Genomic DNA, 13,572 nt, shown 5'->3' with positions numbered 1-13,572 from the left:
CAGCTGAGGTTCAGAACGAATCCACACTGACCTTTAATGCCGAGCTTGGTCAGACTGCAAACAGTGATTTACGGTTTAGATTTACCGCCAACGAGGACATGGAGATCACCGGAAATATGAAGCTCAAGCCTGGGTCTCCACCGATGACACGGATGATATGGATCTTTTTGTCGGCATTAAGAAATTCGACAGACGGGGTAATGAAGTATTCTTGCCTGACTTCAACCATCTTGAAAACGGTCAGGTGGCTAGTGGATGGTTAAGAGTTTCCCATAGAGAGCTGGATCCTGTGAAATCTACGCCATATCAGCCTGTACTGAAGCACAAGAGATTATTGAAGCTTACTAAAGGTGAGATCGTGCCGGTAGAAATTGAAATATTGCCTTCAAGCGTCTTCCTCAAAATTGGGGAAAGTCTGGTGCTGGTTATAAAAGGCAGCGATATCATTATCGATGACAACCCAACAGGTTCAAGGGGTTATGGGCACACCGATACAGTGAACAAAGGAACTCATTCCATTCATGTCGGTGGCAAGTATGATTCATTCCTTTTGGTACCGGTGATTCCTTCGAAAGAGTAGTGAAAGCCCTGATTAATGAACCCATATTTATTTTGGGCAGAAGTTCTTGAAAAGAATCTATGTAGAAATGATTATCTTGAAAATTGAATATTCATTCTTTAAAGTTTGTTATAGTTCGCCTATCCTGATCCATATAAAATAGAAGCACCAACCATGAAAGCGTTTTATAAGTTGAAAGGCTATTAATGTAGTTGATTTTCACGAATGACTTATGCCAATTGACTTATAACGATTGCTTGCAGGTTGGAATCAGTGATGGAGGTGTATGATGAAAAGAAAGGCATGGTACACATTAATTATGTCAGGAATCGTTTCTTTATTCTTTTCCGTAAGCGCTTTCGCCGGGTATGTGTTCTGGGAGCCATTAAGTTACTTCAACCCGAGTACGTGGCAAAAAGCAGACGGTTACTCCAATGGTTCAATGTTCAATTGTACTTGGCGGGCTAACAATGTTAATTTTACGAGTGACGGTAAACTCAGGCTCGGCTTAACAAGTTCTGCATACAACAAATTCGATTGCGGGGAATATCGATCAACCAACAATTATGGATATGGCTTGTACGAGGTGAGCATGAAGCCTGCGAAGAATACGGGAATCGTTTCTTCCTTCTTCACCTATACAGGGCCTGCAAATGGCACGCAGTGGGATGAAATTGATATTGAATTCCTGGGAAAAGATACTACGAAAGTCCAATTCAATTATTATACGAACGGAGTCGGCGGTCATGAGAAGGTTATTAACCTTGGCTTTGATGCGTCCCAAGGCTTCCATACGTATGCTTTCGATTGGCAACCAGGTTATATCAAATGGTATGTGGACGGTGTGCTGAAACATACTGCAACGTCCAACATTCCCATTACACCCGGCAAAATCATGATGAACCTCTGGAACGGAACTGGCGTTGACGACTGGCTTGGGCCATATAACGGGGCTAATCCGCTCTACGCTGAATACGATTGGGTGAAATATACGAGTAACTAGAATCACATGCAGAAGCAGCCGTTCGTCAGGCTGCTTTTTTTTGTATCTCAAGAGGATTGCATTTATACAAGATTCATATCCATTTTCCAATATCCTAAATTAATGCAATAAATGTTGCAATATTAGTATGGGCTTACACATCGATTATTCATTATGATGTACTCTGTAAACAACATTACATAGACAGGGGGAAATAAAGGTTGGACACTAGCAAAAAGAAACGAATAGGTAGTTTGGCGCTAGCAGGGATGTTCGCGTTGTCAGCCGTCCTGAGTGGATGCAGTAGCAGCGGGCCGAGCAAAGATGCTGAGCCAAGTGCACCAAGTACTGCATTGGAATTGAAGGATGGAAAATATGATCCGCCAGTGAGCATCACATATTTGCGGCCGTGGGGACCAGATGTGAAGTTCAAGTCGGGAGAGGATCAGGACAACAACGTTCATACCCGATGGGCAAAAGACAAGCTGGGGATTGAACTGAAAAATCAGTGGGTATCTCCGTCCACCAATAACGCTTTTGAAACGAAGCTGCGTCTGTCGCTTGCTTCCAATGCAGAAATGCCAGACATTATTTCGTATCGCGGCGAGTTCAATCTGGTGCGTGAGTTGATCGAAACCGGCAAGTTTGTCGATGCCGGCGAATTATTCGATAAATATGCGAGCGATGCATGGAAATCAGCTGTGAATGAAGATCCTTCCGTGTGGTATCCTTACATGCAGGACGGTAAACGAATCGGTATTCCCATTCTGGATTATGCTTACAACGGAGACCCAGTCATGTGGGTTCGGGAAGACTGGATGAAGAAATTTAATCTGAAGGCACCCGAAACATTAAGTGATCTTGAGGTTATTATGGAAACGTTTACAAATAAAGACCCGGATGGAAACGGAAAAAAGGATACGTTCGGACTGACGATCGGATTCAAGAACTGGATAAATACCTGGATGTCTGATGCAGGCTGGATTTTTGGAGCTTATGGCACGATGCCGAATCAGTGGAACCTGACCGCAGACGGAAAGCTTGAATACGGCTCGGTGACGCCAGGCGCCAAAGAGGCTCTTGCTACATTGCAAGATTGGATGAGCAAGGGGTATATTCCTGAAGAAGCGGGCGTATATGATGAGACCAAGGCTGCTGAAGAATTTACTGCAGGCAAAGCAGGTATCGTCGTGGGGCCTCACTGGATGCCGTCATGGCCGCTGGAGGACGTGAAGAAAAATAATCCTGAAGCTGAATACAAGGCGTATCCGATTCCGGCCGGACCTGAGGGCAAAGCAGGCAGACATGGTACATCTAATGGTAACGGCGTGATCCTGATTAACAAGGATATGAAGAACCCGGAAACATTTTTCACGTACCAAAATTATCTGTTTGATCATTATGCCAATCCGCCGGAGGGCGATGAATTCGAACATGGCTTCGCCGAAGGATATGATTGGGTAATGGTAGATGGTAAACCTTCTACGGATGCAAGCCTTACAGACGGTTATGCTCCTGAGAAATACACGTTGACCTTTGACGGAGCACGAATTCCGAATTTGAGCATGACAACGCTCGCGAAGCTTGCCGGCGGCGAAGAGGCCACGACGCCTTTCGAGAAAAAAATCAATTCTGGAGTACCGGCACCGATGCTGGAGGCAGCCAAGATTGTTTTGGATCAAAAGGACATTGTTTACAGCCAGATGTTCACTGGCGCTCCTACGATGACCATGCAGATGAACAATGATATATTAGCCAAGATGGAGAAGGACATGTTTGCTCAAATTATCTATGGCAAAACTTCGATTGACGCATTTGACTCCTTTGTTGAGAAGTGGAAATCTTCTGGCGGGGATCAGATCACGCAGGAAGTGAACGAGTGGTATCAGTCTGTAACCAGCGGAAAATAAGAACGAATAAAACACCGCATTTTTGTAAACGCGCTAAACAACTTGAAGAGGCATTGCTGGAGAAGATCTCCGGCAATGCCTTTTTTGGAGATACGTCATGAAAAGCGGCTAAGATAGCAAATGGACGGGACGATGTTAGGTTCAGACGGGTAGATTCTCCCTGTATTCTTGCGGAGTAAGGTCATAGAACTTTTTGAAAACACGTATGAAATATGCAGTATTGTTATATCCGACAAGATCGGCTACTTCGAATACCTTCGCGCCTGACGTCCGCAAATAATAGGCCGCTTTTTCCATTCGTAATCGATATACATATGCTGTAAGAGCTTCTCCAGTCTCTGCCTTATAGACTTTGGATAAGTAAACAGGATGCAGGTGAACATGATCTGCAATCGCTGGCAAGGATACGTCTGAAGCCAGGTGCAGGTCCACAAAGCTTTTGACACTGCGGACGATGGTGCTGTGATTGTCCTTCAGCTCTTGTTCAGCATCTTCGCTTATGTAATGGAGTGTCCGGATGGACCAGTCTTTCAACTGCTGTGCGGTACCATAACTTGGTGCTTGAAAATACCGATATGTTTCAGCGGGCAGGAGGGTAGAGATCTGCTTCCCGTTTTTGTGGATTATATAAGCAAAGGCCCCGGCTAAGGCATGGTACACTTCAATCGTCGTCTCCACGATATCATGATGCTCTCCCGAATGCAGCAGCTCTTCAAAAATCACCTCGATTTTCTGTTCCACATCGTCGAAACGTCCGGCTTCCAACAGACTAATGAGTGTTGGCGGCTTGTAGAGAGAACGGATTGCTGGCAGTGGATGGACATCCGTTTCATCCGAAGCCGTCACGAACAAACCTTGTGTTTGACCCATCCGCTTTCGCATGGACCTTACGGCACCCTCATATATTTCTCCAATTTCGTAAGGAAACTTGCCCCAACGGGAAACCGAGATGGAGATGGCGCCTTTCAAGTACAACTGCACGTTCGTTTGAATTTGGGCCGCATAATGCTCCAGCAGCGTTTGCGGCTTCTCATCCTTGTTAAAATTCTTGGCGCCGGAATGTTTGACGCTGACCAGGACGACAAGATAATCATGAACATCTCGTGTGTGCCAGATATGAAAATGATTATGCGTCACTTCGCTAATGATATTGCATATGGCATATTCCATTAATGAGAGGTCGCTGTGTGCCATTTCGGACAAGTGTTCCTCCATACGTATGACCAGCATACCTAGATCTTCATCAATCGAGTAGGGTAGTTCCAGCAGCTCGAGCTTGTCTGCCAGCACTGCCGAGGAATAGGTTTTACCCGTCAGCAATTCATGAAGCATGGTGGATTGTAATAAAGGCAGGTTATCCTGAAAAGCGTTTAATGCCCGTTGGTACGACGCCGCGGTTTCCCACTTTTTCTTGATCCGGTCCACGAGACGCTGCATGGTTTCGATCAAGTCTTCATCGCTCACAGGTTTCAGCAAATAATCAAAGCTTTCTTTTGCAATAGCCTGCTTCGCATATTCAAAATCGGCGTATCCTGACAAAAGGATGGTCTGCACATGCGGCCACCGTTCGTGGATTGCCGTAATAAGGGCGATACCAGACATCTCAGGCATACGTATGTCCGTAATTACGATATCTATGTCGTGATTCTCCATAATCTCCAGCGCTACATCACCAGATAACGCTTCGTGGACTACACTGATTCCGCAGCTTTCCCATGGAATGGTTTCGGCTAATGTCTCCACGACCGAACGTTCATCGTCGACTAATAAAATCTGTAACATAAGTGTCACCTACTCGTTGGTATTGTCGTGCCATGTGATGCTGACTTTCACTCCGCCCATGGTCGAATGCTCATAAGTCAGACCTGCTCCTTCACCATACAGAAAATACAAACGTTGATGGACATTCCAGGTACCACAACCCATGTTTCCGTCGAGCGGTTTGTGAAGGTTGCTCCTCAATTGATCGAGTTGGTCATCGGTCATACCAAGACCACTGTCTTCGACCGTTATCGTATACATATCGTTCTTGTAAATTGCATGAATGCTGATCTCGCCGTCTTCTATTCGGGGCTCAATCCCGTGAATGATAGCGTTCTCAATAATGGGCTGGAGCGTCAACCTGGGCACGGTCCTATCTAAAATATCATGGGGCACGTCGATTGTAAAATGCATTCGTTCCAACCTTAGCGACTGGATCTCCAGATAGTTTTTGACCATCGTCAGTTCTTCCTTGATCGTTGCCTGATCATTCTCAGACCTTGTTATGTATCGATAATACTCTCCCAGATTCAGAGCCATGGCTACGACTGCTTTTTCATTTTTCATCCTGGCCATGTTCTTGATGTAGAAGAGGCAATTGTAGAGAAAATGCGGGTTAATCTGAGATTGAAGCTGTTTCAGCGTGGCTTCGCGACTCCTCAGTTTTTCTTCGTACACATTCTCAATCAACTCCTGGATTCGTTGTGCCATGATGTTGAATCGTGCAAATAACAGGCTGAATTCATTGCGTGAGGAATGATGCAGGCGAACGGAAAAGTCTCCGGTCGACAATCGATTCGTCCCTTTCACCAACTGAAGAAGCGGGAGTTGCACACTCCGATACAGCACATACAACACAACAACGCTCATGGCGATCAGAACAGCAATTGATGCGTAAAAAAGGTTACGGCTGCTCGTAATCGGTCTTAGGATCTGCTGCATAGGAACATAGTCTACATAGTACCATCCCAGACTGTCGGATTGAATATAAGAGACATAGTATTCCGTTTGATTCATCTTGGTGGTGAATCCTCCTTTTGCCTGTAAATTCGCCTCTTGCATCTTGAATTGGACAGCATTCAGGGTGTCCTTTCCGCCGCTGTTGGTAATTAAGCCGAACTCAGGATGAAACATGAAGGGATCACCTTTGTTGTTTAATTTGTTCTGATCCAGCATGGCAGTCAAGTGACGCACAGGGAAGCTGATTTTGGTAATTAATCTGGCCTTGCCCGGCTTGCCAATCGCTGTAGTTGGCTCCGTAGTATACCACTCAAACTGATTATGGGTATACGTCCATGACTTCGAGAGCGGTTCTGTAAATTCATCTTCCCTGTACGGGATGAATGCATAATAGTCCGTTGAAATCACTTTATGCAGACGCGGAAAATACAACGTGATAGTCGAATGCCATTTGCTGGCCGCGTTGTAGAGATTCATTTTTTCCAAAATGGCACTTCCGACTTTGACACGTTCATAGGGGACATCCTTGTAATCCGGGCGCTGGTACTCCTGAATGCTGGAATCCTGTCCGATAGACATTCCGTAGAGGGATAGTTGGTATATATTGGATTCTACAGAATCGGCAAAGGTTGACAAGTGATTCATGGTGTTGTTCTGAATCTCGTGTTTGATAACACGCACGCTTTCTCTGTTGGAGTATGTGTAGAGAAACAGCACCAGAATAAGCAGTATCACAAACAGCAGCGTAATTTTGGTGAAGACATTCAAACGGGTGAGCAACGTTCAACCTCCTCAACTTATTAAAATATTGTTATCGTTGTTGCAATATTAGGATATAGATCGCTAATGACCGTTGCTATAATTTTAATATACAAGTTCCTGCGAACTTGTAAAATATAAATTTTTAGAACATGGGGGATGTTGGGGTGAAGGAACATACGATAGAAACGCCGAGCAAGCGGCGGGCCATCAAGGTAAAACAGCGCTGGAATATACAACGAAACTGGTCCTTGCATATGATGCTCGTTCCGGCGGTTTTGCTGGCCGTAGTATTTCAGTACATACCAATGGGCGGGATTGTTATCGCTTTCCAGGATTTCAAACCCTATCTTGGATTTTCAGAATCAAAATGGGTGGGTTGGGACAATTTTAAATATTTGTTTTTATATCCCGATGTCGGCCAAGTAATCTGGAACACCTTAATCATTGCATTTTTCAAAATTGTCGCAGGATTGGTCGCACCATTTCTTTTCGCAATCTTGTTAAACGAAGTCCGTTTGGTCGCTTTTAAAAGAGTAAGCCAAACACTCGTTTATCTGCCTCACTTCCTCTCTTGGGTTATCTTGGGCGGGATTTTGCTTGATATCCTTTCTCCGCAAGGAGGCATGGTGAACAGGCTTATTGTTGCCTTGGGAGGGGACCCGATATTTTTCCTGGGGGATGGGACGTGGTTTCGCATAACACTTATAATTAGTGATATTTGGAAAGAATTCGGCTTTGGAACAATCGTGTTTTTGGCCTCTCTTGCAGGAATCAATCCCTCACTGTATGAAGCAGCAGAAGTGGATGGAGCCAACCGCTTCAAGCAGACTCTGCATATTACCATTCCTGCGCTGATGCCAATCACCATAGTACTTATGACACTCTCCATCGGAAACATTCTGAATGCGGGATTCGATCAGGTGTTCAACCTGTACAATCCACTTGTTTATGACAAAGGAGACATTGTCGATACCTTCGTATATCGACTCGGTATCCTGAACGGCAAGATGAGTTTTGCCACAGCGGTAGGGTTGTTCAAATCAGTGGTTGCAACCATTTTGATTGTTATCTCATACCGACTCGCTTATAAACTGGCTAACTACCGAGTGTTCTAGAGAGGAGAAAAGGGCTTGTATTACAAAACAAAAGGGTATCGAATATTCAGTGTTGCCAATTATATTTTTCTCGGAGTGTTATCGCTGCTCTGCATATTACCTATCATTCATATTTTGGCTGTTTCGTTCAGCAGCATGGCACCGGCCTCTTCGAATCTGGTCAGCTTCTGGCCCATCGGGTTTACGACTGATGCCTATGTGAAGACGTTTGGCAATTCGAACTTTATCAACTCCTTGATGGTCTCGGTCAAACGTACTGTAATTGCTACCATTATCGGGATGGTCATTATGCTGATTACGGCCTTTCCGTTATCAAAGGAAGATATTAGTTTTAAGGGTCGCTCGATGTACACGTGGTTCTTTGTTTTCACGATTTTATTCAGCGGCGGTCTTATACCGAGTTATATTCTGATCCAGAAACTCGGTTTGATGGATACGATCTGGGCGCTTATTCTGCCGGGAGCATTGTCCGTGTGGAATGTCATACTCATGATGAACTTCTTTCGGGGGTTGCCTAAGGAACTGGAGGAGGCGGCTTATCTGGATGGCGCGGGTCATATCAAAACCCTGGTGTTGGTCTACATCCCGCTGTCCCTTCCGGCAATCGCCACACTGTCCTTGTTCACCATGGTGTATCAATGGAACTCCTGGTTCGACGGCATGATCTATATGTCGGATGTTAAAAATTATCCACTAGCTTCGCTGCTTCAGACGATTATCGTGCAACAAGACCTCAGTAAAATCAATGTGGACCCGTCCATGCTGGAGAACGTCTCCCAGCGTACGGTTCGCGCGGCACAGATCTTTATCGGCGCATTGCCTATTTTGCTGGTCTATCCATTTTTGCAACGCTTTTTCGTGAAAGGAATCGTCATTGGGGCAGTGAAAGAATAGCACTGACTGGCAATGAAAATACGATGAAGGGGGAATACGATTGAAAAAGGGATTGGCATGTCTCGTAGCAGGAAGCATGATGGTTTCACTGATTTATCCGGCAATTGTCGGGGCAGAAAGCGCACAGCAGCAAGCGGAGGCGAAACATGTGCAGGCGAACAGCCTGCACTCCGCCGCTTATAAGGATCTGACGGGACACTGGGCAGAAACTGCCGTGGCGCGCATGCAAGATCTTGCTTTGACCAATGGTTATGCGGACGGCACATTTAAGCCTAATGAAATCATCAGCCGGGCCGAGTTTGTGGTCATGCTGGACCGAGTATTCGGATTTGCAGGTGGTCCACGATCAGCATCTTTTTCGGACGTTTATGAAGAGGACTGGTACTATGATGCATTAATGCGGGCAAATGGTTCGGGAATCATCCAGGGAACGGATGCAGCGCACCTGTCACCGCAACGAGCGATCACCCGGCAAGACGCTGCTGTCATGGCGGATCGTGCGTTTCAGCTATCGACAGGCAAGGAAGATGAACGAGTAGTGTCAAGTTTTAAAGATGAGACAGATGTAGCGGGGTATGCCAGAAAAGCACTCAGTTATTTTATCAGTGAGAAAATTGTAAACGGATACAGTGGTAAACTTACTCCGCAGTCGAACATTACGCGAGCAGAAGCAGCAATGTTATTGTCCTCTATGATTGGGGATGTTATAAGCGCTCCGGGCACGTATGAATCCAAGGTCGAGGGTAATTTAATCGTTCGGTCTGCCGACGCGACGTTAAAGAACACAACCGTAAACGGTAACTTGTTACTAACTGAAGGCATTGGTGATGGTACCGTGGCGCTGGATGGTGTGACCGTCACCGGAAGCGTAATCGTGAAAGGCGGCGGAAGCCACTCTATCCATATCCGCAACTCCAAACTGAAGCGCGTCGTGGTCGACAATGCTTCCGTTCCAGTACACCTGGAGATTGCAGGAGGCAGTCAAGTTGAAGAGATGCTTGTCTTGCGTAAAGCAACGGTTGAACTTTCTTCCGACACCATCGTCGATGCGCTTACGATTTTGGACAAAGCTCGGCACACCCGCATTAATACAAAAGGCAAGATCAAGCTGCTGAAGGTGGATGCAACGGACGTACTCGTTAACGGAAAAAAAATCACTCCAGGGCAGCACACGATGATGACGCCTGAAATTGAGCAGACTGTGCCATCCAAACCATCAACGCCCGTCAATGGGTCGAATGATCCGATATCGTCGATACCGAGCGGACAGACGCCATCCGTTCCCGGAAATCCAGCAGGTGAAAAGCCGATTCCTGCAACGACAATTCCGAATGAACAATGGGAACTGGTTTGGAACGACGAATTCAGCGGGTCTTCCGTGGATGCTTCCAAATGGATCGTTGAGGATACCGGGCTCGTCTACAACAACGAATTGCAGTATTACAGCCCGAACAATACACGCGTCGTCAAGGATGGCGAACGAAACGTGTTGCAAATCGAGGCAAAACGGGAGTCGAAGAGCGGCAAAGAGTATACCTCGGGCAAATTGATGACGATGGGGAAAGGCGACTGGACATATGGCAAAGTGGTTGTGCGCGCCAAACTTCCTGTACAGAAAGGCATGTGGCCCGCAATCTGGATGATGCCTACGGATGAAGCCCATTACGGAGGATGGCCGTCATCCGGAGAGATCGACATCATGGAGTTGATCGGCGGCAAAGAGGCCGAACACGAAGTATACAGCACACTCCACTATGATGCCGTGAAGGCTGACGGTTCACACGGTCATGATCAAGGGAAGTTTACATTGCCCGAAGGCAAGTCCTTTGCAGACGAATATCATGATTTTCAGGTAGAGTGGCTACCAGGTTTGATTCGCTTCTACGTTGACGGGAAACTGCATCATCAGGTGAATAACTGGCAGACGACAGCTGCGGGCCAGCCGGAGAGTTACACCTTCCCAGCACCGTTCGATCGTCCGTTCTATCTGATCCTGAACTTGGCGGTAGGCGGAGACTGGCCGGGATCACCAGAAAGCGAGTTTGTCTCAGAAAAGATGAATGTGGATTTCGTCCGGGTGTATTCGTACAAAAACCTGAACAAATGGCCGGACGTAACATCGAATCCGATCGAGCCTGAACGACAACGCGAACCTCAAGCGGATGGCAACCAGATCTATAATGAACGCTTTGCCGAAGGTTTGGGTGCTGATGGTGTGCCGAGCCAATGGAAATTCATCACGAATGCCAGCGGGGCTGGTAAGGTAGAGGTCGTTGAGGATGAACAGAAAGGTAAAGCTGCGAAAGTTACGATCACGCAGGCAGGAACCGAAAATTATTCCGTGCAACTAACGCAAATGCCGATCTACGTGAAGAAAAATAAAAAATATAAGGTGCAGTTTGATGCCAAGGCATCTGCAAACCGGGTGATACGATCCAAAGTGACTCAGTTTGAAAAAAGCTGGACGAACTATTCCGGTGAAAAATCTTTCTCCTTAACTACGGATTGGAACCCGTACGAATACACCTTCAATATGCGGGATGGAACGGATAACAATGCCAGATTCGAATTCAATTTGGGACTGAGTGACGCTTCCGTGACTGTGTCCAATGTCAGACTGATCGAAATTGGCGAAGCAGATCCACTGCCGATAGAACGAAAAGCGCTACCGGATGGCAATTACGTCTTCAACGGCACGTTTGATCAAGGCAAAAACCGTTTGGGATTCTGGTCCACTCAGACCCATTCGGGTGCGGAAGCCCAGGTCTCCGTAAACAACTTCTTGAAATTCCCGATCATGGAAAGACAACTCGTGGTTGATGTTGCGCAAACCAATGGCCGGCCGGATCAAGTAGTTGTGGTTCAGCCGGATATGAAACTGGAAGCAGGCACGACCTATGGTTTCTCGTTCGACGCCAAGTCCGATGCGCCTCGCACAATGGACATCGACATGACCAGCAGCGATGGTCATGTCGTACAGGTTCATCAAGGACAGCAGATCCGGCTTGGGCAAGAGATGAAGAACTACACCGGTGAGATTGTGATCGGAGAGGGTACAGCTACAGCAATGTCCGAACTTCGTCTATTATTCGGCAGTTCCACGGGCAAGGTCTATGTAGACAATGTTCGCCTTACGAAACGTGGTAAACCTGTAACGATTCATGGGTATACGCACATTCCTGCAGTAGATGCCTGGATGATGCAAGGGTTACAAATAGAAAACTCCGATGAAGGTGGCAAACATGTCAGTTACATGGATGAAGGAGACTTGCTGCAATACAAGATCGATGTGACGAACGAGGGAGTTTACGCTTTCTCCACGCGGTTAGCCAGTGCTAAGAGTGATTCAAAAGTTCGCTTCAGCGTCAAGAATGAACAAGGGACGACGATTGCAAGCGCCGATCTTCTTCTTGGAGACACGGGGGGCTGGCAAACTTACAAAACTGTGTATTTACCACCGGTTTCGCTGAAAGCGGGAAGCCAGTATTACGTAAATTTTGAAGGCAATGAGTACAATACACACTGGCTTGACATTTCACAGAATAAGTTAAAGAATGGCGAGCTGGCAGCAGATCGTACCCATTGGGAACTGACTCCTGCCGACCTCACGGCTTCGTATGAAGGTCAAACTGGCATCCGCATTGCCTTGCCAGTGACAATCGGAAATTGGTGGGATGCGTTATTGCAGCAAGGCCAACTTGCGCTGGATGCCGGAAAGACATACCGGCTGAGCTTCGAGGCTTCCGTATCCGATCCAAAATCAATGCAGGCCGTGATCTCGCAGAGCGGCGGAGAATTCGCCAAGTATATGGAAGAAACGGTGGAACTGACTGAGGAGAAGCAGCAGTATGCGTATACATTTACGATGGGAGGCACTTCCGATTCAGAGGCCGTGCTGGCCTTTGGATTGGGATATCCGTTGTCTAAACCGCATAACGTGTTGATCCAAAACGTGGCATTATTTGAAGTGAATCCAGGCGCTGATCAGGGCGGACAGCCGGTGTCTGTCAATCTGATTCCGAACGGCGACTTTGCGAAAGGAAGCGAAGGCTGGTTCACGTACGTAGACGGCAATCCTGCAAATCTAGCAATTAGTGTTGCGAATCAACAGTTGCTAGCTCGAATCGGCCAAGTAGGGAGCAATCCATGGGATCGACAGGTCATTAATGAAGGGTTTGGCGTTCAGCAAGGTTATATCTACAAACTTACCTTCAAAGCCAAAGCGGATAAGGCGCGAAAAATGGGCTTGGGCATCGGCTGGGTCGACGTTCCCGCCAACTATGCTTGGCACGGTTTTTTTGGAGAGCGAGTGGACCTGTCCACTGAGGAACAAGAGTATTCCTACAAGTTCGAAGCTACCGAACCAAGCTATGCGAATACTCGAATTGTTTTTGACATGGGCAACATTTCCGGGACGGAAGACAGTGATACGACAATTACATTGTCTGATGTCACCCTGATCAACTTGGGCCAACCAAATAACCCAATGCCTACCATAGAGTAATGCTTGGATGCTTTCCCCAAAGAATATATCTGTTCGCAAAAAAAGAATCCGGGTGCACCTGGATTCTTTTTTTGCGGCCTAAGCGCGGACGCCGTAGCCCGTGTTGACGGGATCGAGTGAGGGAA

7 protein-coding genes and 1 pseudogene are annotated in these 13,572 nt (G+C 46.7%); 6 read left to right on the top strand and 2 right to left on the bottom strand.

All coding sequences use genetic code 11. The features are described 5' to 3' along the window. Positions 1 to 65: 65 nt before the first annotated feature. From AC4PM4_RS05025 to AC4PM4_RS05015, 3 genes and pseudogenes are all read left to right on the top strand, one after another. A pseudogene (locus AC4PM4_RS05025) lies at positions 66 to 580 on the top strand (CocE/NonD family hydrolase C-terminal non-catalytic domain-containing protein); the annotation flags it as partial. A gap of 268 nt (positions 581 to 848) precedes the next feature. Further along, complete coding sequence (gene bglS / locus AC4PM4_RS05020; protein ID WP_488731021.1) at positions 849 to 1,562, top strand: beta-glucanase; 714 nt, start codon at positions 849 to 851, stop codon at positions 1,560 to 1,562. A 200-nt stretch (positions 1,563 to 1,762) separates the two neighbouring features. Beyond that, positions 1,763 to 3,451, top strand: a complete 1,689-nt coding sequence (locus AC4PM4_RS05015) for an extracellular solute-binding protein (protein WP_491612895.1) — start codon at positions 1,763 to 1,765, stop codon at positions 3,449 to 3,451. Positions 3,452 to 3,592: 141 nt separating this feature from the next. On the opposite strand, the gene AC4PM4_RS05010 is transcribed toward AC4PM4_RS05015, so the two are convergent. After that, on the bottom strand, positions 3,593 to 5,233 hold the full coding sequence (locus AC4PM4_RS05010; RefSeq protein WP_072733053.1) for a response regulator: 1,641 nt from the start codon (positions 5,231 to 5,233) through the stop codon (positions 3,593 to 3,595). 9 nt (positions 5,234 to 5,242) lie between these two features. Continuing rightward, positions 5,243 to 6,952: a sensor histidine kinase gene (locus AC4PM4_RS05005; protein ID WP_491612894.1), complete on the bottom strand. Its 1,710-nt coding sequence runs from the start codon at positions 6,950 to 6,952 to the stop codon at positions 5,243 to 5,245. Between the two features lie 146 nt (positions 6,953 to 7,098). On the opposite strand from AC4PM4_RS05005, the gene AC4PM4_RS05000 reads away from it, so the two are divergent. From AC4PM4_RS05000 to AC4PM4_RS04990, 3 genes are read left to right on the top strand one after another with little or no spacing between them, the layout of a single operon-like run. Beyond that, complete coding sequence (locus tag AC4PM4_RS05000) at positions 7,099 to 8,049, top strand: ABC transporter permease (protein ID WP_491612893.1); 951 nt, start codon at positions 7,099 to 7,101, stop codon at positions 8,047 to 8,049. Positions 8,050 to 8,064: 15 nt separating this feature from the next. Further along, entirely contained in the window at positions 8,065 to 8,943 is an 879-nt protein-coding gene (locus AC4PM4_RS04995; protein ID WP_063563774.1) for a carbohydrate ABC transporter permease, read from the top strand. 40 nt (positions 8,944 to 8,983) lie between these two features. After that, positions 8,984 to 13,447, top strand: a complete 4,464-nt coding sequence (locus AC4PM4_RS04990; RefSeq protein WP_491612892.1) for a carbohydrate binding domain-containing protein — start codon at positions 8,984 to 8,986, stop codon at positions 13,445 to 13,447. Positions 13,448 to 13,572: the final 125 nt, after the last annotated feature.

This window comes from Paenibacillus sp. MDV22-iso6, assembly GCF_058408365.1.
The sequence above is the reverse complement of the archived record's forward strand: the minus strand, read 5'-3'. Positions and strand labels throughout refer to the sequence as shown.